Origin of the sequence: Reyranella sp. (assembly GCF_004297405.1) — a bacterium.
In the GTDB taxonomy this organism is placed as follows: domain Bacteria; phylum Pseudomonadota; class Alphaproteobacteria; order Reyranellales; family Reyranellaceae; genus Reyranella.
Window position 1 is genome coordinate 22,734 of sequence record NZ_SCVC01000036.1, and the last position, 23,432, is coordinate 46,165.

General features: G+C 65.9%; 1 protein-coding gene. It reads right to left on the minus strand.

From position 1 onward, the window contains the following. Entirely contained in the window at positions 1–23,325 is a 23,325-nt protein-coding gene (locus EPO50_RS23205; protein WP_296347944.1) for an autotransporter-associated beta strand repeat-containing protein, read from the minus strand. Positions 23,326–23,432 lie beyond the last annotated feature (107 nt).

Sequence of the window (23,432 nt, forward strand, 5' to 3'; positions counted from 1 at the left end):
CTACCAGGTGAAGCGGATGCCAGCCGAGAAGGCGTGGGAGTTGTCGATACCCTGGAACTCGCCCTCGTAGCGGAGGAACAGGTTGGTGCGCTCGCCGAGGTTCGCCGTGGCGTTGATGCCGAGGATTACACCGTCCCGCTGCGGCGCGGCGCCGTAGGTCGTGAACGGCAGGGCCGGCGCGCCGAGGAACGACGCCGTCACCGGCCGGTCGGTATTGGCGAACTCGTGCGCCCAGCCCACCTTGAACTGGCCGGCGAGCTTGTTGCCCGAGCCGATGTCCATCTCGCCGCCCAGGGTGACGCCCAGTACCGAGCGCAGCGAGTTGGTCGTCTGCGACGCGACGATGAGGTTGAGCGAGTCCGCACCGCTCTCGGTGAGGCCGTTCTGTGTCGCGGTCGAGCCCTGCAGGCGGGCCCACGGCGTCAGGTAGGCATTCGCCGTCGTGCCGAGATCGATGCGATAGCCGGCTTCGATCTGACCAAAGAACTGGTTGGTACCGGTCTGGCCGGTGGCGACCCGCGAATTCAGACCTGGGATCTGGATCTGCCGCAGCATCTGGTTGTCCGAGTAGGCGTAGCCCACGAGGCCGTCGACGTAGACCGGGCCTTTGAGGAACGAGCCGTAGAGGCCGGCCTGGTAGGTGTTTGACGTGCTGCGGCCCGCGAAGCCCGAGGTCCACTGCGTGCCGCTCGAATAGCCAAGGGTGAAGCCCACCAGAAGCTCTTCGGTGACCTGGCGGTCGATGCCGCCGGCGAAGCCGCCGAGATTATAGGTGACGGTGCTCGAGTTGCTGTTGCCGCCGATCGTGCCGAAACCACCAATGGCACCGCCCCAGGCCCCCCAGGTGCCGGTCGCCGTCGTATCGCAGGCGACGCTGCACGCTTCGGCGAGCTGGACGCGGCTGGTGGCGCCCGCGGCCTGCGCCGTGCTGCCGCCGCGCGTGGCACCGCTCGCCTGGTTGGCGAAGTTGCTCATGAACAGCTGAGCCGACTGCACGCTGGCCGAGCTCAGCGCCGAGTAGTTCTGGCCGCTGATCGCCGTCAGCGCCGCCGGCCCCTGCTGCGTGTTCAACACCGAAAGGGCGTTGATCACGTTGGCGAAGTCGCCGGTCGCCGTGGGCGCTGCCGCGTCGAGCGCGGCGCCGACCGCCGCCTGGTTCGGTGTCTGCGCGGCATTCCGGAAGGCGCTCTGCAGCATCTCCAGCATCAAGGTCACACTGGTGCTGCTGTAGCTCAGCGTCGGCGTCAGGAAGGCGAGGTTGCTGGTGGCGTTCGAGTAGGTGCCCGTGATGCCGCCGGTCGCCGTCAGGATCGTGTAGGACGTATTGCGGGCGTAGGTGCCGGTCTGATCGGCCACCACCTGCACCGTGCCGCCGCTAAGCGTGGCCGTGCCGGTGACGTTGATGCGGTCGGCCTGGCCGGCGGAATTGACCTCGACCTGGTAGATACCGCCCGACTGCACGTAATTGCCGGCCACGTTCAGGGTGCCAATCGAATTACCGGGCGCCACCGTGCCGCCGGTCATGGCAATACCACCGACCGTGCCAGTGCCGCTCAGGGTGCCGGTGCCGCTCACGGTCACCGTCCCGCCGATCGTGCCGTTGGCTGAGAACAGGCCACCACTCACGCCGACCGGGCCAGCGATGCTGCCGGTGAGTGCAATCGAACCGCCGGTGACGAAGGTGCCGCCGGTGTAGGTGTTGTTGCCCGCCAGCGTAAGCACGCCGTTGCCGGCCTTGGTCAGGCTGCCCGTGCCCGAGATGCCGTTCGCCAATGTGACGTTGTTGCCGTTGGTGTCGAGCGTACCGCCGTTGACGCCAAACGCCGCCAGCCGCGCCGAGATGTCGGTCGTGGTGCCGGCCGCCCACTGCACGCCGCCGCCGTTCAGGGTGACGTTGCCGGTGCCGAAGTTGCCCAGCGTCGTGAAGTTGACCAGACCGCCGGTGACCGTCGTGCCGCCGCTGTAGGTGTTGTTGCCGGTCAGGGTCAGCGTGCCGGTGCCCTGCTTCAGCAGAGATCCCGCGCCGCCGATTACGCCACTGAACTGCGTCGACTGGTTGTTGCCGCCGACCGCAAGCTGCTTGCTGCCGAGCGAGACGGTGCCGGAACCCTCGATCGAGCCGATGGTCGTGCTGCTGCCCGCGATGCCGGCGATGGAAAGATCGCCGCCGCTGCCGATGTAGCGTGCGGTGCCACCGCTGCTGTTTCCCGTGAAACGGACATTGCCGCTGTTGGTGATCGTCGATGTGCCAGCAGTGCTGGCATCCGAGAACGCCAGCGCGCTTGCCGCGTCGGCCACCAGGAGCGCCGTCGCCGCCGCACTGGCCGAACTCGAGAAGCCGAGCAGGCCACCGTTGCGGGCCGTGATGGAGCCCATGCCGGACATGTCGGCATTGACGAAGTTGGCAAAGCCGCCATCGGCGATCAGCGCGCCCACGATCTTGGCCGTCGTCGTGCTGCTGCCGATATTGAGGCCCGCCGTCGAGGTGACCGTCGTGCCGCCGGTGTAGCTGTGCATGCCGGTGAAAGTCGTCTGCGCCGTACCCGCAACGCTGACGCCACCGCTGCCCGAGATCGAGCCGCCATAGGACAGGCCGGCTCCGCCCGCCATGAAGGCGACGGCGGCGTTGTTGACGATATTGCCGGCCATGGCCGTGCCGCCCACGCCGTCGCCGATCTGCAGCAGACCCGCGGCGACCGTGGTCGTGCCGGTGTAGCCGCTGTTGTCGCCGCTCAGGATCAGGGCGCCGCCGCCGCTCTTGGTCATTCCACCGTTGCCCGACATGTTGCCGGCATAGGTGCCCGTCGCCGTCTGCTCGAACACGACCGTGGCGTTGTTGGCGATGTTGCCCTGCAGACTGGCCGTCGTGCCCTGCAGGATGCCGCCGTTCACGATCGTGTTCGCGTTGGTGTTGGCGCCCGTCAGGATCAGCGTGCCGCTGCCGTCCTTGATGAAGCTGCCCGCGCCGCTGACGATACCAGCATAGGTCGTATCGCCCGTCTGGTTCACCGTCAGTGTGCCGCCGTTTAGCGTCACGCCGCCGCCCGTGCCGGACAGCGCGCCGATAGTCTGGGCGTTGCCGTTGAGGTCGAACGTGCCGCCGTTGATCGCGAGCGACCCTGTCGTCGTCAGCGCATTGTCGATGCCGAGCTGCAGCGTGCCGCCGCTGATCGTCGTGCCGCCGGTATGGAGGCTGTTGCCCGTCAGCACCGTGGTGCCGCTCACCTGCTGCACCGTGCCGCTGCCCGAGATCGAGCCACCGAACGTGGTGCCCGTCCCGGCGAACTGTAGCGTGCCGCTGTTGGCGACATCGCCCTGGATCGAGCCGGAGCCGCCGAGGCTCAGCAGTGCGCCGGTCGAAATGGTCGTCCCGCCGCTGTAGGTGTTGGCGCCGGTCAGTACGACCGAGCTCCCCTCGCCCACCACCAGGCCGCCCACGCCGGAGACCACGCCGGCCAGCGTGAGAACGTTGCTGCCCGTGTTGAAGGTGCCGCCGCCGGTCGAAAGCACGATGGAGCGGTTGCTGGTGAAGCTCGCCGTCGCCTGCACCGTGCTGCCGGCCAGAGTCAGCGTACTGCCGGCCCCGCCCAGCTCGGAGTCTGCGCCGACCACGAGCGTGCCGCCGCCCATGGCGATGCCGCCGGTGAAGGTGTTGTTGCCGGTGAGCGTCACCGTGGCGTTGCCCATGAATAGCAAGCCGCCGGTGCCGCTGATGTTGCCGCCGAAGGTGATGTTGTCGGAGCGGAAGAAGGCCAGCGTGCCGTCGTTCTGGACGTTGCCGGCCAGCGAGCCGGTCGTGCCGCCGTTGCCGATCTGCAGGATGCCGCCGGCAATGATCGTACCGCCGGTGAAGGTGTTCTCACCCGTCAGCACGACGGTACCCACGCCGCTCTTGGTCAGCGTGCCCGTACCAGACATTGCGCCGGCATAGACGCCCGCGCCCACCTGATCGAAGGTCACGTTGGCGTTGTTGACGATGTTGCCCTGCAGGCTCGACGTCGTGCCGGCGAGTGTACCGCCCGAAACCGTCGTGCCACCGGTGTAGCTGTTAGTGCCCGTCAGCGTGAGCGTGCCGTCGCCCGACTTGGTCAGGCTGCCAGTACCGGCGATGGTGCCGGCATAGCTCGTGTCCGTGCTCTGGTTGACCGTCAATGCACCGTTGTTGCTGAGTGCGACCGTGCCACCGGTGCCCGAAAGAGAGCCAACCGTCTGGGTCTGGCCATTCAGGTCGAACGTACCGCCATTCACCGCCACTGCGCCGGTCGCGGTCAGGTTGCCGCCGGTGCCGAGCTGCAAGGTGCCGTTGTTGATCACGGTGCCGCCGCTATGGCTGCTGGCGCCGGTCAGGCTGAGCGTGCCGCCGCCGTCCTTGATCAGGCTGCCGTTGCCGGTGAAGGCACCCGCGTAGTTCGTATCGGTGCTCTGGTTGACCGTCAGCGCCGCGCTGCCATTCAGGCCGACGGTGCCGCCGGTGCCGGAGAGCGCACCGACCGTCTGGTTTTGGCCGTTGAGGTCGAAGGTGCCGCCGTTGACGGCCAGCGCGCTCGTCGCCGCCAGGCTGCCGCCAGCGCCGAGCTGCAAGGTGCCGCCGTTGACGATCGTGCTGGCGTGCGTGTTGCTGCCCGTCAGGGCGAGCGTGCCGACACCGGCCTTGATCAGGCTGCCGCTGCCGCTGATCTGGCCGCCGAACGATCCGTTCGTGGCCTGATCGACGGTGAGCGCTCCCGATCCCAGCAGGATATTCGTCGAGCCATCGCCGGCAATGCCGCTGACCGTCTGCGTCTGGCCGTTGAGGTCGAAGGTGCCGCCGTTGTTGCCGAGGTTGAGCAAGGTGCTCGACGACAGGCTGCCGCCGAGGCCGAGCTGCAGCAGGCCGGCCTCGATCTGCGTCGTGCCGGTGTAGCTGTTGGCGCCGGTCAGAACGAGCGAACCGTCGACGAGGAGCGATCCGCTGCCGGCGATGCTGCCGCCGAAGCTCATCGGGCTGTTGTTCACGAAGCGCACCAGCCCTTCGTTCTCCACGTCGCCCGCAATCGAGCCTGTGCCGAGGTCGAGCGTGCCGCCCGTCTGGACGATCGTGCCGCCCGTATAGGTGTTGGCACCGGAGAAGCCGATGGTCGTGCCGCTCGCGACCAGCAGCGCGCCGGTGCCCGACATGATCCCACCGTAGACGCCGGAGTCGGAGAACGTGACGGTGGCGTTGTTGGTGATGTTGCGCGACAGCGCCGCCATCGTGCCCTGCAGCGTGCCGCCGCTCACGAAGGTGTCGCCGGTGTAGGACGCCGTGCCATCGAGCACGAGCGTGCCGGTGCCGGTCTTGATCAGGTTGCCGCTGCCCGACAGGACGCCGGTCAACGTGAGCGTGAAGCCGTTCGTGTCGAACGTGCCGGCGCTGCCCGCCAGCACGATCTGCCGACCGGAACTGAAGCTCGCCGTGGCCTGCACCGTGCCGTCGTCGAGGGTGAGCGTGCTGCCGGCCGGACCGAGCTGGCTGTCGCTGCCGGCGCGCAGGATACCGCCGACGGAAACACCACCCGTGAAGGTGTTGGTGCCGGTGAAGTCCACCGAGCCCGTGCCCATCAGCTTGATGCCGCCGCTGCCGCTGATGTCGCCGGCAAAGACGATATTGTCGGAGCGATAGAAGGTGAGCGTGCCGTCGACAGCCACGCTGCCCGCGATCATGCCGGTCGTGCCGCCGACGCCGAGCTGCAGCGTGCTGCCCGTCGCGATCGTCGTGTCGCCGCTGTAGGTGTTGGTGCCCGTCACGACGACGATGCCGCCGCCGCTCACCGTCACCGAGCCGGTGCCGGACATGGTCCCGGCGTAGGTGCCGGTCGTGCTCTGGTTGAAGACGACGCCAGCGTTGTTGACGATGCCGCCCTGGAGGCTCGCGGTCGTGCCCTGCAGGACACCGCCACTCACGACCGTGTTGGTCAGGCTGTTCGTGCCGCTCAGGATCAGCGTTCCGTTGCCCGCCTTGATCAGGGTCCCCGCACCGCCAATCGAGCCGGCATAGGTCATGTTGCTGCTCTGATCGACCGTCAGCGTGCCGCTGCCCAGCGCGACTGCACCGCCCGTGCCCGAAAGTGTACCGACCGTCTGGTTGTAGCCGTTGAGATCGAAGGTGCCGCCGTTCACCGTCAACGCGCTGCCTGCGGCCAGGGCACCGTTGATGCCCATTTGCAGGGTGCCGCCGCTGACCGTCGTGCCGCCGGTGTAGCTGTTCACGCCGGCGAGAACGAGCGTACCGCTGCCGGCCTTGGTGAGGCTGCCTGTGCCATCGATCGTGCCGGCATAGCTCGTGTTGCCAGCCTGATCGACCGTCAATGCGCCGTTGCCCAGCGCCACGGTGCCACCCGTACCGGCCAGCCCGCCAATCGTCTGCGTGTTGCCGTTGAAGTCAAAGGTGCCACCATTGACCGTGAGCGTGCTGGTCGCAGCCAGCGAGCCGCCTGCGCCGAGCTGCAGGACGCCGCCATTCACCACGGTGTTGGCGTGCGTGTTGGCGCCCGCCAGTGTGAGCGTGAAGGTGCCGCTGCCGTTCATGACCAGGCTGCCGTTGCCGCCAATGATGCCGGCATAGCTGGTGTTGCCGCTCTGGGTCACCGTCAGCACGCCGCCATCGCCCAGCGCCACCGCGCCGCCCGTACCGGAGAGCGCGGCTATCGTCTGGGCATTGCCGTTCAGGTCGAACGTGCCGCCATTCACGGTCATCGCACCGCTCGACGCCAGGCTGCCGCCAGCTCCTAGCTGTAAGGTGCCACCGCTGATCGTCGTGCCGCCGGTATAGCTGTTGGCGGCGGTCAACACCGTCGTGCCGCTCACCTGCTGCACCGCGCCGCTGCCCGAGATCGCGCCGCCGGCCGTGGTACCGGTGCCCGCGAACTGCAGGATGCCGCCGTTGGTGACATTGCCCTGGATCGAGCCGGAGCCACTCAGCGTCAGCGACGAACCCGTCGAGATCGTGGTGCCGGCCGTGTAAGTGTTCGTGCCGGTAAAGGTGATGGCGCCGTCGATCGTGACAGCGCCCGCGCCAGAGATGGCACCGCCATAGGTTCCGGCCGTGATCTGGTTGAAGGCAACAACGGCATTGTTCGTGATGTCACCCTGCAGGCTGTCGGTCGTGCCCTGCAGGATGCCGCCGTTCACCGTCGTGCCGCCCGAGTAGGTGTTGGTGCCGGTCAGAATCAGGGTGCCGGCGCCGCTCTTCGTCAGCCTGCCATCGCCCGAGACCGTGCCTGCGAGCGTCAGCGTGTAGCCGTTGGTATCGAACGTGCCGCCGCTGGCACCCAATTCGATCGGCCGCGCCGTCGAGAAGCTGGCGATCGTCTGCACGGCGCCGCCATTCAGGATCAGCAGGTTGCCGGTCGGGCCGAGGTTGGCGTCCGAGCTGGCGATGATCACACCGCCGCCCACCGTGGTGGCGCCGGTATAGGTGTTTGTGCCGGTCAGTGTGACGCTGCCGCTGCCCATCAGGGTCACGCCACCGCTGCCGCTGATGTTGCCAGCGAAGACGATGTCGTCGGAACGATAGAAGGACAGCGTGCCGTTGGTGACGACATTGCCGGCGAGTGAACCGGTCGTGCCGCCGTTGCCGATCTGCAGGATGGTGTTGGCCGCGATGGTCGTGCCGCCCGTATGGCTTACAGTGCCGGTGAGCAGGACAGCGCCGCCACCGCTGACAGTGAGCGCACCGCTGCCGCTCAAGTCGCCGGCGTAGGTTCCGATCGTGTTCTGGTTGAAAACAACGATGCTGTTGTTGACGATGGTACCCTGCAAGCTGCTGGTCGTGCCCGTCAGCGTGCCGACCGACACCGTCGTGCCGCCGGAATAGCTGCTCGTACCACTCAGCGTCAGGTTCCCGTTGCCGATCTTGGTGAGCGCACCGCTGCCGGACATGTTGCCGGCATAGGTTCCGTCGACCGCCTGGTCGAACACCACCGCGGCATTGTTGACGATGTTGCCCTGCAAGCTGGTCGTCGTGCCGGTCAGCGTGCCTCCGGAGACGGTGGTGCCGCCGCGATAGGTATTGGCGCCGGTGAGCGTCAGGTTACCAGCGCCGCTCTTCGTCAAGCTGCCGCCGGTGCCGCCGCTCATGACCCCGGCATAGATGCCATCGGTGCTCTGGTCGAAGACGATGGCCGCGTTGTTGAGGATGTTGCCCTGCAGGCTCGTCGTCGTGCCGATCAGCGTGCCGCCCGATACCGTCGTGCCACCACTGTAGCTGTTGGTGCCCCCCAGGATGAGCGTGCCGCCGCCCTGCTTGGTGAGGCGACCGGCACCCGTGATGTCGCCGTCTTGCGTCAGGGTCGTGCCGTTGTCGACATTGAACCTGCCGCCTCCGTTCTCCAGAATCGTGGCACGCGCCATCGCAAAGCTGGCCGTGGTCTGCAGCGTGCCGCCATCGAAGGAGAGACCGCCACTCGCCGCACCGAGTGCCGCGTTGTTGGCGACCGAGAGCGTGCCACCGCTGATGAACGTGCCGCCGCCATAGCTGTTGGCGCCCGTCAGCGTGAGCATGCCGAGGCCTGCCTTGATCAACGCACCGCTGCCGCTCATGACGGCGGCATAGGTCCCGTCGGTGTCCTGATCGAACGACACAAACGCGTTGTTGAGGATGGCGCCCTGCAGGCTCGCCGTCGTGCCGGCCAGCATACCGCCCGACACCGTCGTGCCGCCGCTGTAGCTGTTGGTGCCGCTCAGGATCAGGGTCCCGCTGCCGGTCTTGGTGAGCGTGCCGCTGCCCGACATGTTGCCGGCATAAGTCTCGAACAACAACTGGTCGAACACCACCGCAGCGTTGTTGACGATGTTACCCTGCAGGCTCGATGCCGTGCCGATCAGCGTGCCGCCCGAAACGGTCGTGCCGCCGCTGTAGGTGTTGGTGCCGATCAGGGTCAGCGTGCCGCTGCCCGTCTTGACCAGGCTGCCGTTGCCGCCGATGGCGCCGGCAAAGCTGGTGCTGCTGCTCTGGTTTACCGTCAGCACGCTGCCGGTGCCCAACGCCACCGTACCGCCCGCGCCGGCCAGTGCGCTCACCGTCTGGTCAAAGCCGTTGAGGTCGAAGGTGCCGCCGGTCACCGTGAGGGCACCCGTCGCCGCCAGGATATTGTCGAAGCCGATCTGCAGCGTGCCGCCGGAGACGGTCGTACCGCCGGTGTAGCTGTTCGTGTTGGTGAGCGTGAGTCGGCCGCTACCCGTCTTGATGAGACTGCCGCTGCCGGATACGTCCACGCCGGTCGACGTGTCCGTGGTCTGGTTCACGGTGAGCGTGCCGCTGCCCAGCGTGATCGTGCCGTAGTCGCCGCGGAGTTCACTGACCGTCTGGCTGGCGCCGTTCAAATCGAACGTGCCGCCATTGACATGAAGGGAGCCGCTGGCCGACAGGCTGCCGCCAGCACCGAGCTGCAGGATACCGCCATAGACATTCGTGCCGCCGGTGTAGGTATTGGCGCCGGTCAGCACGACCGTGCCTCCACTTTTCTTCACCAGCCCGCCGTTGCCGGAGATCACGCCGGCATAGGTGCCGGATGTCCCCTGATCGAAGATGACCAGCGCACTGGCGCTAGCGGCAATATTGCCTTGCAGGCTGTCCGTCGTCCCGATGAACCACACGCTATCCAGGGTCGTCCCGCCACTGTAGGTGTTCGCGCCTGTCAACGTGAGCTGTGATCCCTGACCCTGCACATCCAGAGCGCCAGTGCCGACGATGGCGCCGTTGTAGACCGCCTCTCCCCGTTGAATCAGCGTCAGCGTGGCCGTGCCGAGATCGATGGTGCCGCCGCTGCCGGACAGGGTGCCGACCATCTGGTTGTAGCCATTGAGATCGAACGTACCGCCGTTCACCGTGAGCGGGCGGAAGAGCGGCATCGTATTGGTCGCGCCCATCTGCAGAACGCCAGCGTTCACGACCGTGCCGCCGGTGTAGGTGTTCGCGCCCGTCAGGACGAGCGTGCCGCCGCCGCTCTTGATCAGCGAACCGTCACCGGAGATCACGCCAGCAAAGGTCTGGTTGGTGGCCTGGTCGACCGTCAAGGCGCCGCCGGTGCCGAGCAGAACGCTGCCGGCGCCCGTCAGGCCGCCGACTGTCTGCGTTCTGCCGGCGAGGTCGAACGTACCGGTCGCGTTGACATCCAGCAGACGCGTCGCGCCGAGGCTGCCGCCGGTGCCGAGACGCAGGGTCGCGCCGCTCTGCACCGTCGTGGTGCCGGAGTAGGTATTGACGCCCGAAAAAGTCACATCGCCGTTCGCGACAATGAGATTGCCGCTGCCCGACAGGATGCCGGCATAGGTGCCAGCGGTCGCCTGGTCGAAGAACAACGCGCCGCTGTTGGCGATATTGCCCTGCAGGCTCGTGGTTGTGCCCGTCAGCGTGCCGTCCGAGATCGTCGTGCCGCCGCTGTATGTGTTGGTGCCCGAGAGCGTCAGGTTGCCGCCGCCACTCTTCGTCAGGCTGCCGCTGCCGCTCATCGCGCCGGCATAAGTGCCGTCGAAGGCCTGATCGAATACGACAGCCGCGTTGTTTAGGATGGCGCCCTGAAGGCTGGTCATCGTCCCGGTCAGCGTGCCCGCCGCAACCGTCGTGCCACCGTTGTAGGTGTTGGCACCCGAGAGCGTAAGATTTCCAGTGCCGACCTTGGTCAGGAGGCCGGTGCCGGACATGACGCCGGCATAGGTGCCGTCGAAACTCTGGTCGAAGGTCACCAGGCTGTTGTTGACGATAGCGCCCTGCAGGCTGGTCGACGTCCCGGTCAGCGTTCCCGCCGAAACCGTCGTGCCGCCGCCATAGGTGTTGGCGCCGCTGAGCGTCACGTTACCGCTGCCCGTCTTGGTCAGCGTGCCGGAGCCGGACATGATTCCGGCGTAGGTACCATCCGTGGTCTGATCGAAGACCACCGCCGCGTCGTTGAGGATGTCGCCCTGCAGGCCGTCGGTCGATCCGGCGAGCGTGCCCGCGGAGACCGTCGTGCCACCGGTGTAGCTGTTGGTGCCGATAAGCGTGAGCGTGCCGCTGCCTGTTTTCACCAGGCTGCCGGAACCGGAAATGGCCGCGCCGACGGCCGTATCGGTGGTCTGGTCCACGGTGAGCGTGCCGCTGCCCAGCGTGATCGCGCCGTTCAGGCCGGACAATGCGCCGACCGTCTGGTTGGCGCCGTTCAGGTCGAACGTACCGCCAAGAATATTGAGGACACTGCCGGCCAGGAGGCTCCCGCCGGCGCCGAGCTGCAGGATGCCGGCGAGGACGTTCGTGCCGCCGGTGTAGGTATTGGCACCGGCCAGGATCAGGGTGCCCGTCCCGGCCTTGGCAAGCGCGCCACTGCCGGAGACGACACCGGACAGCGTCAGGTCGTTGCCATTGGTGTCGAAGGTGCCGGTGCCGGACGTCAGCTCGAACGGCCGCGTGCTGGTGAAACTTGCGGTCGCCTGCACGGTGCCACCAGCGAGACGCAGGATATTGCCGATCGGCCCCAGCTCGGAATCGCTGCCGGCGCGGATCGTGCCGCCAACGGTGATGTCGCCCAAGAAAGTGTTGTTGCCGGTGAGCGTAACGACGCCCGGTCCCATCAGGCTGATACCGCCGATGCCGCTGATGTTGCCCGCAAAGACGACGTCGTCCGAGCGATTGAAGGCCAGGGTACCGTTGGTCACCACGTCGCCTGCGATCCAGCCGGTCGTGCCGCCGTTGCCGAGCTGCAGAACGTTGCCCGCGCCGACGGTGGTGCCGCCGCTGTAGGTGCTGTTGCCGGTGAGGATGACCTTGCCACCGCCGGTCACCAACATGGAGCCGCTGCCCGACATCGCACCGGCGTAGGTGCCTGTCGTGGCCTGAAAGAAGTAAACGGCGGCATTGGTGACGATGTCGCCCTGCAGGCTCGCCGTCGTGCCGCGCAGGATGCCACCGTTGACGGTCGTGCCGCCGCTGTAGGTGTTGGCACCCGTGAGGGTGAGCATGCCGCTGCCATTCTTGACGAAGGCACCCGAGCCCGTGATCTCGCCGGCAAAGCTCGTGGTCGTCGACTGGTCGACGGTCAGCGTGCCGCTGCCCAGGGCGACCATGCCGCCGCTGCCGGCAAGAGCGCCGACTGTCTGGTTGTTGCCGTTCAGGTCGAAGGTGCCGGCATCGACCGTGAGGCTGGCGAGGCTCGACAGCGAGACGCCGGTGCCAAGGCGCAACGTGCCGCCCGCGATGGTCGTGCCGCCTTCGTAACTCTGGTTGGCGTCAAAGGTGACCACGCCGCTGCCGCGCTTGGTGACCGAGCCGACGTTGTTGATGACGCCGGTGAAGGAGCCATCCGTGTCCTGATCGAAGACGACCTGCGCCTGGTTGCTGATGGTCCCGCGCAGGGTGGATGTGTCGCCCTGCAAGATACCAGCGAGAACCGTCGTCGTGCCGCTGTAGCTGCTCGTGCCCACAAGCTTCAGCGTGCCGGCGCCGGACTTGGTCAGGGTGCCCCAGCCGCTGAACGCGCCCTGCAGGGTGGTCGTGCCAGCGTCGACGCGAATCGCATTGCCGTTGCCGTTGCTCTGCACATCGTGGGTGAGAACGAGATCGCTGTCGGTCAGCAGCGTGCCGCCCTGGATCCGCAGGTTCGCGCTCGCCGCACCGAGGGCAGCGCTGTTGGTCACCTTCAGCGTGCCCTGACCGATCACTGTCTCGGCGGTGTAGGTGTTCGTGCCTTCCAGCACGAGTGTGCCCGCACCCTGCTTCACCAGGTAATCCAAGCCGCTGATCGTGCCGCTGTGGGTCAGCGTCACGCCGTTGTCGACCTCGAAACCGCCACCGTTCAGCAGGGTCGTCGTGCGCGCCATGGAGAAGCTCGCAGTCGTCCGCAGGAAGCCGCCCTGAATGGCGAGGACACCGCTCGCAGCGCCCAGTGCCGCATCGCTCGACACCGACAACGTACCGCTACCTATCGCCGTGCCACCGGTGTGGGTGTTCGAGCCGCTAAGCGTCAGCGTGCCGTTGCCAGCCTTGACCAGCTGACCACCGCCATCGATCGTGCCGCCGAAGGTGGTGTTGGTCGTCTGACCGACCTGCAGGAAGGTGCCATTGCTCAGGAGCAGACTGCCGCCGGTGCCCGACAGGTTGCCAACGACCTGATTCTGGCCATTGAGGTCGAAGGTGCCGCCCGTCATCGTCAGGGCACCGGTCGAGAGGAGCGAACCGCCGGCGCCGAGCTGCAGGGTGCCACCGCTCACGGTCGTTCCGCCCGAGTAGGTGTTGGCACCGGACAGGATGAGTGTGCCGCTGCCGGCCTTGGTCAGGCCACCCGCCCCGCCGATCGCCTGTGCGATCGTGGTGTCGTTGCCGTTGGTGTCGATCGTGCCGCCGCCGGCGTTCAGCGTGAGCGCCCGCGTGCTTGCGAGATTGAAGCTGTTCAGGAACTGCAAGGTGCCGTTGTCGAAGGCGACGCCGCCATTGACGTCACCCAGCGCCGCATCGCTCGCAATGGCCAAGGTGCCGCCCGAGATGACGGTGTTGCCTTCGTAGGTGTTGGCGCCCGTGAGGCTGAGCGTGCCGGCACCCGCCTTGGTCAGGCCACCGGTGCCACCGATCGCCTGCGAGATTGTCGTACTGAAGCCGTTGGTATCGATCGTGCCGCCGCCGGCATTGAGCGTCAGCGCCCGTGTCCCCGCGAGATCGAAGCTCGACAAGAACCGGAGGCCGCCGCCGTGCAAGGTGAGGCTGTTGCCAGTGTTGCCGAGGTTGGCATCGGCGGCGACCGCCAGGGTGCTGCCGGCCACCGAGACGGCGCCGGTGAAGGTGTTCGCTCCCGCCAGGGTCAGCGTGCCCAGCCCGTTGATCGCGAGGTCGCCCGTTCCATGGATCGTTCCGGCAATCGTATTCGTCGAGCTGGCCAGCGAGATGCGGCCCGAGGTAACCAGCTCGATGTCGCGCCCGGCGGAGAGATCGAAGCTCGACAGGAACCGGAGGCCGCCGCCAGTCGCGAGACGGATGTCTGACGTCGCACTGCCCAGATTTGCGTCGAGCGCGACCGCGAGGAAACCGGCCGTGACGTGCGTCCCGCCCTCATAGGTATTGAGCCCGGTCAGGGTAAGGGTCCCTTCCCCGGACTTGCTGAGCGTTCCGGTGCCGGACATGACCCCGGCATAGACGCCATCGCTGCTCACCTGCCCGAAGGAGACCAGCCCATTGTTGGTGATGTCACCCCGGAGGTTCGCGGCCGAGCCGATCAGCGAGCCGGCGCTGACCGTCGTGCCACCGGCATAGTTGGCAGTGCCGAGCAAGGTCAGAGAACCGGCGCCCGTCTTGATGAGACTGCCGGAGCCGCCCAGGTGTCCAGACAGGCTCAGGTCATCAGCATTGGTGACGACGTCGAAGGTCGCCGCGCCGCTCAGCGTGACCGGGTGGTTGAGGGTGACGACATTCGTCACACGCAACGTGCCGCCGTTGATCGTGAGGCCGCTGCTGTTGCCAAAGGGCGAGCTCGCCGAAATGGCCAGAACGCCGCCGCTGATCGTCGTTTCACCCGTGTAGCTGTTGGCGCCCGTCAGGGTCAGGGTGCCAGCGCCAGACTTGGTCAGGCCGCCCGTACCTCCGATCGCCTGCGTGATCGTCGTGTCGAAGCCATTTGTGTCGAAGGTGCCGCCGCCGCCACCCAATGTTATCGGGCGTGTGTTGGCGAGGTCGAAGGTTGCGAGGTACCTCAGCGTGCCCCCATCGAGCGCCAGACTGCCTGTGCCCAGCCTCGCGTCGCTGCCGATCGCCAGGGCAGCCCCTCCGCGGACAGCGGTGCCGCCCGAGTAGGTGTTGGCGCCCGTAAAGGTCATCGTGCCGGGGCCTTCGATCGTCAGCCTGCCGACATCGTCGATCACACCGCCAAACGTCGTCGTCGCACCATTCAGCGAGAACGTTCCGCCAAAACTGGTGACGGAGACGGTCCGTGTGCTCGCCAGATCGAAGCTCGACAGGAACTTGAGCCTGCCACCCTGGAACGAAATAAGGCCGGACGCATTGCCCAGATTTGCATCCGACGCGACCGCCAGCGTGCCGCTGTGTCCGGCTCCGATGATGGTCCCGCCCGTATGCGTGTTGATGCCCGTCAGGGTCAGCGTCCCGTCGCCGGTTTGGACAACGGACCCGGTGCCCGAGATCGCGCCGGAGTAAGTCGCGTCGTCGGGGTAAAAGGTCGAGAAATAAACCGACGTGCCGTTATTGACGACAATGTCGCCAATGGGAGCAGAACCGCTGACGATGGAAACGGCGCCTTGATTGACGATCAGCCGGCCTGTGTGCGTGTTGTTGCCCGCCAGAACCAGGATACTGCTACCCCACTTGCTAAGATCGCCCGAGCCGCTGATCGCGCCGAAGAGCCCCAAGATGCCGTCGTTCACGATCGTGCTGTTGGCGCTGAGCACGATGGCGCGGTTCATATTTATGTCGGAGGTGGTCTGCAGCGTGCCGCCATTGAGGGTGATGCCGCTAGTGACATTGCCCAATGCGTCATCCGCGCCGATGCTGACCGTGCCGCCGCTGATCGTTGTGCCACCGACGTAGGTATTGGTGCCGCTGAGGGTCAGCGTTCCAGCACCGGTCTTGGTCAAGGGACCGCTTCCCGTGATCGCCTGCGAGATCGTCGTGTTGAAGCCGTTGGTGTCGATCGCGCCACCGCCGGCGTCCAGCGTGAGCGTCCGCGTGCTCGCGAGATTGAAGCTGTTCAGGAACTGCAGCGTCCCATTGTCGAATGTGACGCCGTTGTTAACGTTGCCCAATGCCGCATCGCTGCCGATGGCCAACGTACCGCCGCCGGAGATGGCGATGGCGCCGCTGAACGTGTTGGCGCCGGTGAGGCTCAGTTTGCCTGCGCCGGACTGGGTGAGGCCGCTGCTTCCAGAGATCGCCGAGGCGATCGTCGCATCGTATCCGTTGGTGTCGATCGCACTGCCGGTACCCAGCGTGATCGCCCGCGTCCCCGCGAGCGTCGAGTTCGACAGGAATCGCAGGGTCGAGTTGTCGAGCGTCAGGGCGTTGGCGGTGTCGCCGAGACTTGCGTCTCCGGAAATTTCCAGAGTGCTGCCAGTGACCGACGTCGTGCCGGTGAAGGTGTTGGTTCCGGTAAGGGACAACGTGCCCGGCCCCTCGATCGCGAGGTTGCCCGTGCCATGGATCGTGCCGGCAATCCTGTTCGTCGAACTGACGAGCTGCAGGCGGCCAGAGGTAACCAACTCGACGTCGCGGCCGGAGGAGAGATCGAAGCTCGACAGGAAGCGAAGGATGCCGCCGTTCCTGAGACTGATATCGCCCGTCGCACTGCCCAGGTTCGCGTCCTGTCCGACCGCAAGCGTACCCGCCGTAACCTGCGTCCCGCCCTGATGGGTGTTGAGCCCGGTCAGGGTCAGCGTTGCCGAGCCGAACTTGCTGAGCATTCCGGTGCCGGACATGATTCCGGCATAGGTGCCGTCACTGTCCTGCCCGAAGTAGACGATCGCGTTGTTCGTGATGTTGCCCTTGAGATTGTCAGTCGAGCCGACCAGGGAGCCGCCGCTGACCGTCGTGCCGCCGGTATAGTCGGCAGTCCCGCGCAAGGTCAGGGAGCCGGCGCCCGTCTTGATGAGGCTGCCGGTGCCGCCGACGTTTCCGGACAGGCTGAGGCCATCGAAAATAGTGACGACGTTGAAGGTCGCCGCGCCGGTCAGCGTGACCGGCTGATTGAGGGAGGCGACATTCGTCACCCGCAGCGTCCCGCCGTTGATGGTGAGACCGCTGCTGTTGGCAAGGGTCGTGCTCGCCGAAATGGCCAGGGTCCCGCCATTGATTGACGTAGCGCCCGTATAGCTGTTGGCGCCCCTCAGGATCAGGGTCCCGGCACCGGACTTGGTCAGGCCGCCCGAACCTCCGATTGCCTGCCAGATCTCCGTGTTGAAGCCGTTGGTGTCGATCGTTCCGCCGCCAGCGTTCAGCGTGAGGGGACGGGTATTCGCAAGATTGAAGGTGTTCAGGAACTGCAGCGTGCCGTTGTTGAAAGTGACGCCGCTGTTGACGCCGCCCAGCGCGGCATCGTTGCCGACCGCCAAGGTCGCCCCACCTGAGAGGATCGTACCGCCAGTATAGGTGTTGGCGAAGGTGAGGGTCATCGTGCCGGGACCGGTGATCGTCAGCGGCGCAGTTCCGGCGATCCTGCCGGCCACCGTCGTCGTGGCACCGTTCAACTGGAACGTACCCCCCGTAAAGGAGAGGTTTATGTTCCGCGTACTCGACAGATCGAAACTCGACAGAAACTTGAGCGTGCCGCCTGAGAAATTGAGGCCACCGGTGGCGGCGCCGAGGTTGGCCTCCCGCGAAACTGCGATCGTACCGGCCTCGAGCCTGGTCCCACCCGCGTAGGTGTTGGTTCCCGTCAGTGTCAGGTCTGCGCCGGAATGCGACATCGACCCCGCGCCGGAGATCACCCCGCCGTAGGTCGAGGCGGTTGACCCACCGAAGGCAACTTCGCCGTCGTTGATGATGATATCGCCCTGAGGAGCCGGAGTTCCGAAGCTGACAAGACCACCATTGATGATCGTTCGGCCCGTATAAGTGAGAGGGCCTGTCAGCGACAGCACCCCCATTGTGCCTTCCTTGATGAGATCGCCCGACCCGCTGATCGCTCCCTGCAGCTGCAGGATCGCTTCGCCTTTGATCGTTCCGCTGCCATTGAGCACGACGGCGCGGTTCATGTTGCTGATACTGCTATCGTACTGCAGCGTGCCGCCATTGAAGGTGATGCCGCCCGAGCCGCTGCCCAGGGCCGTATTGCTGCCAATGCGGAGCGTGCCGCCGTTGATCGTCGTACCGCCGCTGTAGCTGTTGTTTGCGGACAGCAACAGGGTGCCCGCGCCACTCTTCGTCAGGCCGCCCGCACCGCCGATCGCTTGCGAAATCGTTATGTCGTGCGTGTTGGTGTCGATGGTGCCGCCGCCGGCGTTCAGCGTAAGAGCGCGCGTGTTCGCGAGATTGAAGCTGTTGAGGAACTGCAGGGTGCCGTTGTCGAACGTGACGCCGCCGTTGACGTCGCCCAGCACCGCGTCGCTGCCAATGGCCAAGGTGCTGCCACCGGAAATGACGGTGCCGCCACTATAGGTGTTGGTGCCGGTAAGGCTGAGCTTGCCAGCGCCGGTCGTGGTCAGGTGACCGCTGCCGTCGATGACGCCATTGAAGGTCGAGTTGAAGCCGTTGGTGTCGATGGCGCCGCCGCCGGCATTGAGCGTGACCGCCCGGCCGGACGTGACGCTTCCAAGTGTCTTCAGCGTGCCGCCGTCGAACGAGAGCCCGCCCGCTCCACCACCCAGGTTAGCGTCGCTCGACACCGCCAACGTGCCGCCGCTGAGAAGCGTGCCGCCGGTGTGGGTGTTGTTGCCCGAGAGGGTCAGCGTGCCGCCGCCCGCCTTGACCAGCCGGCCGCTGCCATAGGCCCCTGAAGCAAGCGTTGCATCGTGGCCGTTGGTGTCGACAATGCCGTCGCCGAAGGTCAACGCCAAGCCGACAACCGACGAAGCATTGAAGCTCGACAGGAACTGCAGAGTGCCGCCCTGCGAGAGTCGGAGAGTGCTGGGACTCAGGCTGGCACTCGACGATACCGCCAAGGTAGCGCCCGTTCCTCTGATATCGGCAGTGCCGAAGCTGTTGGTCCCGGACAGGATCAGCTTGCCGCTGCCCAGCATGCTCAACACGGCCGCTCCGCTGACCGATCCGGCGACCGTCACTGTGTTGCCGTTCAGGATGAGCGTGCCGCCGCCGCCCGTCACGACGATGTTGCGCGTGGTGGCGAGGTCGAAGGTCGAGTCGAACTCCATCCGGCCGCCGGCGAGCGTGAGCGTGCCGGTGGCGGCGCCGAAGTTGGCGTCCGAGGAAACCCTGAGCGTACCGTTGTTGAGGGTCGTGCCACCCGAATAGGTATTCGCCCCCGTGAGGATCAGGACGCCGAGACCGTTCTTCGTCAGGGAGCCGCTGCCGGACATCACCCCGGCATAGGTATCGCTGGTGAAGCCCTGGTCGAAGACGACGGCGCCGTTGTTGACGATGTCGCCGCGCAAATTGTCGGTCGAACCGACCAGGGTGCCGCCGCTGACCGCCGTCGGGCCGAGATAGGTGTTGAGGCCGGTGAGAGTGAGCGTGCCGGCCCCCGCCTTGGTCAGGCCGCCAGCGCCGCCGATCACCTGCGAGATCGTGGTGTCGAAGCCGTTGGTGTCGAACGTGCCGCCGCCGGCATTCAGAGTCACGGGACGCGTGTTCGAGAGATCGAAGGTTGCGAGGTATCTCAGCGTGCCGCCATCGAGGGCCAGATCGCCCGTGCCCAGCCTCGCGTCGCTGCCGATCGCCAGGGCAGCCCCGTCCCGGACAGTGGTGCCGCCCCCGTAGGTGTTGGCGCCCGTGAAGGTCATCGTGCCGGGGCCTTCGATCGTCAGCCTGCCGGCATTTTCGATCACGCCGCCAAACGTCGTCGTCGCGCCATTCAGCGCGAATGTGCCGCCAAAATTGTTGATGTTGACGGTTCGCGTGCTCGCAAGGTCGAAGTTCGACAGGAACTTGAGCCTGCCGCCGCTGAAGTAGATGTAGCCTGAAGAATCGCCCAGGTTCGCATCCGACGAGACGGCCAGAATGGCCGAGTTGTCGGTGCCTCCGATGATGGTGCCGCCCGAGTAGGTATTGGTCCCGGAAAGGGTCAGCGTCCCGCGTCCGGTTTGCGAGATGCGGCCGGCCCCCGAGATCACGCCGGCATAGGTACTGTTGCGGCCAAAAGTGTAATCCTGGAAGTTCACGCTGGCGCCGCTGGCAACGGCGATGTTGCCGAGTGGCACGCCATCCTGGAGAACGACGACGCTCTGGTTGACGACCAACCGGCCGGTGAACGTGTTGGCGGCTATCAGGCCCAGGACGCCGCTGCCCGACTTGATGAGATCGCCCGAGCCGCTGACCACTCCATTCAGTCGCGTTATGGCATTGTTAACGATAGTCCCGTTGCCATCGAGCACGATGTTCTGGTTCAAGGAGATATCGACAGGGGTTAGCAGCGAACCGCCATTGAAGGTGATGACGCTCGACGCATGACCCAGCGCGGTACTTGCGCTGATGCTGATTGCGCCGCCGTTAATGGTCGTGCCGCCGATGTAGGTGTTGCCGGCAGCCAGGAACAGCGTGCCCGTGCCGTTCTTCACCAGGCCGCCCATACCGCCGATCGACCCTGCGATTCCCGCATCGAACCCATTGGTGTCGATCACGCCGTCGGCGTTCAGCGTCATGGGCCGTGTGTTGGCCAGGGTGGTGCTGGCTGCGAACTGGAGCGTGCCACCGTTGAAAGTGACCCTTCCGGCCGCATCGCCGAGATTGCCGTCGGCCGATATCGCCAGCGTGCCTGCGTTGAGAAAGGTCCCGCCGGTGTAGGTGTTGGTACCCGAAAGGGTCAGCGTTCCGGCACCGATCTTGGTCAGCCCGCCGCTGCCGCCGATCGGCCCCAAAATACCCGAGGAGAAGCCGTTGGTATCGACTGTGCCACCACTGGCGTTCAAGGTGATCGCCCGGGCGCTTCCAACATCGAAGCCCGCGAGAAACTGCAGCGTGCCGCCGTCGAAAGTGAGACCGCCATTGGCGGCGCCCAGAGCCGAGTCACCGTTGATGGCCAGCGTGCCGCCGGAGATGATAGTGCCGCCGGAGAATGTGTTGCCGGCATGGAGGACGAGCGTGCCGGCGCCCGCCTTGGCGAGCGCGCCGGTGCCGTAGATTTGCGAGGCCCAATTGAGGGTCGCCGCTGCGTTGGTTACGTCGAGAACACTGGCACCCGAGTAGACCCCGAGGAATCGGTTGACGACGAAGCTCGACGCCGTTCTGAGCGTGCCGCCGGTATTGATCGATACGGCACTGGTGCCGGCGCCAAGCTGATTGTTGGCACTGACCACCACGACGCCACCGTGGATACCAAGGCTCGAGAAGGTGTTGGCGGCCGTGAAGGTAAGCGTGCCGGCTCCGTACTTGGCAAGATAGCCCGCTCCGGTGATGCTCTGGCTGATGGTCGTATCGAAGCCGTTGGTGTCGATCCGGCCACCGTTGGTGCCCATCGAGATCGCGCGCGTCGACGCGAGATTGAAGCTCGCGCCAAACCTCAGCGTACCTTGGTTGCTCAAGGTGATGCCGCCAGTGGCGCTCCCCAGCGCCGCGTCGCTCGAGACCGTCACGGACGGCGACCCCGTCACCGTCGTACCGCCGCTATAGGTATTGGTACCGGTCAGCACGAGCGTCTGGCCGCCGACAGCGCCGGTAACGACCAGCGCGCCGGTGCCGCTCATGTTCCCGGAGTAGGTCGAGGAGAGGTTTACGTTGAACTGGACGATGCCGTTGTTGACGATGTCGCCTTTCAGGGTGTTGGTCGTGCCGACCAGGGTGCCACCGCTAACCGTCGTGCCGCCGGTGTAGGAGTTCGCACCAGTCAGCACCAGGGTTCCGTCGCCCGCCTTGATAAAGCGGGAGGACGCGTCGCCACTGATGCCCCCGCTGTAGGTCAGCGTCTTGCCGCTGGAAACCGAGATCGTGCCGTTGAAGCCCGACTCAAGCGCGATGGAACGGCCGGTCGACATGTCCGACGTTACCGCCAGAGTGCCGCTATAGAAGGAGATTGCGTTGGACCCGTTGCCGAGATTGGCATCGCTCGAAATCTGCACCGTGGTGCCGGTGGCGATCGCCGTGCCGCCGACATAGGTGTTCGTTCCCGTCAGGACCAGCGTGCCTGGCCCCCGCACCGAAAGGCCGCCGGATGCGGGGGTGCCGGCAATGACCCCGTCCCACGTCAATGTCGCGCCGGCGTCGACGCTGAAGCCCGCATAGCCTTGCGTGAGCGCGAACAAGCGGCTGCTGCTGAAGCTCGAGGTCGCCTTGAGGAAGCCCAACGTGTTGGCCGTCACGCTAGCGCCGGCCGTCCCGAGCTGATTGTCGGCACTGACCGCGACGTAGCTGACTACATTGTTGCCGACGATTGTCAGGCCGGCGAAGTCGTTGGTCCCCGACAGGGTGAGTGTGCCGGCGCCCCGCTTGGTGAGCCCCCCGGACCCGCTGATGGCTCCCGAGATCGTCGCGTTGTTGCCGCCGACATCGATGGTGCCGCCGCTGCTGCCAATCGTGACCGCGCGTGTCGAGGCGAGGTTGAAGGACGAGCCAAAGGCGAGCGTGCCGTTGTTCAGGTTCAGGCCGCCGTTGACGTTGCCCAAGTTGGCATCGCTGGAGACGGACAAAATGGTGTTGGAGTTGACGGCCGTGCCGCCGCTGTAGGTGTTGGTACCGGAGAGCGTATAAGTTGCTCCCGCACCGCCGCCCACGTTCAGACCGCCGCTGCCGCTGATGACGCCACTGAAGGTTCCGCCCAGCGCTATGAGGGTCAGTGTGCCGCTGCCCAAGGTCACCGAACCATCGCCGGTGACCTGACCGAGCGTCGTGTTGAAGTTGTTGAGGTCCAGCGTACCGCCGCTGTTCACCACCACCGGGCGATTGAAACCCAGGACGTTGGATGCCCCCAGCCGCAAAGTGCCGCCGTTTACCGTCGTGCCGGCCAGATAAGTATTGGCCCCGGTCAGCGTGAGCGTGCCGGTACCTACCTTGACCAGCCCGCCCGACGACCCGGAGATGACACCGCTGTAGGTGGTCGACGCGTTGTTGCCACCCACCGTGAGCGTCTTGCCGCCCAGCAGGATCGTGCCACCGCCGGCGATGGAACCGATGGTCGTCCCGCTGGTGGTCAGGCCGGTGATATCCAGAACGGTGTAGTTGTCGGCGGTGTAGGATGCCGTCCCGCCCGAAGCGCTGTCCTTGAAGACGAGCTGGCCGGAATAGGTCGTGGTGAAGTTAGCAGAACCGGCGGTGCTGTTGCCGGTAAACTCGATGACGCCCAGGCTGCTGTTGAGCGCGTAGGTGATGAGGCTATCGCCGGCGCTTGCGGAATTATGAAATCGCAGGGTGGCGTTCTGGACCTGAAAGTTCTGCGCCGCGCTGCCGTAGTTGACGATGCCGTTGCCGGAGAGCGAGAAGGTGCTACCGCCGTAGATGTTGAAGTTGTAGGCGCGGGCGTCGGAATTGAACTGGATCGTGCCGATCCCGACGCTGCTGTCGGCAATGATGCTGCTGATGCTCGACTGGCCGAAGGACCCGGTGTTGGTCGGAACTTCGGCCGGGGTCCAATTGTTGCTATCGATGAACCAGCTCGTGTTGGCGTTGGTTTTCCAGGTCGCGATCTGCGCCATGGCGGGCGCTGCCGCGAATGCGGTTGCCGTCAGCGCTGTCGAGAGCAGCAATGCCGTACGCAGCAGGCGTCTCGGCCGTACCGCTCGTGCCGCGTTCGTCATTCCCACCATCACTGCCTCGTCTTTACGCTGCCCTTGTGCCGGGCAAGGCTTCGCCGTCGACGGGACGCGCGCCCCATCGCTACCGATGTCGCTGCTTCAGGCTGTCT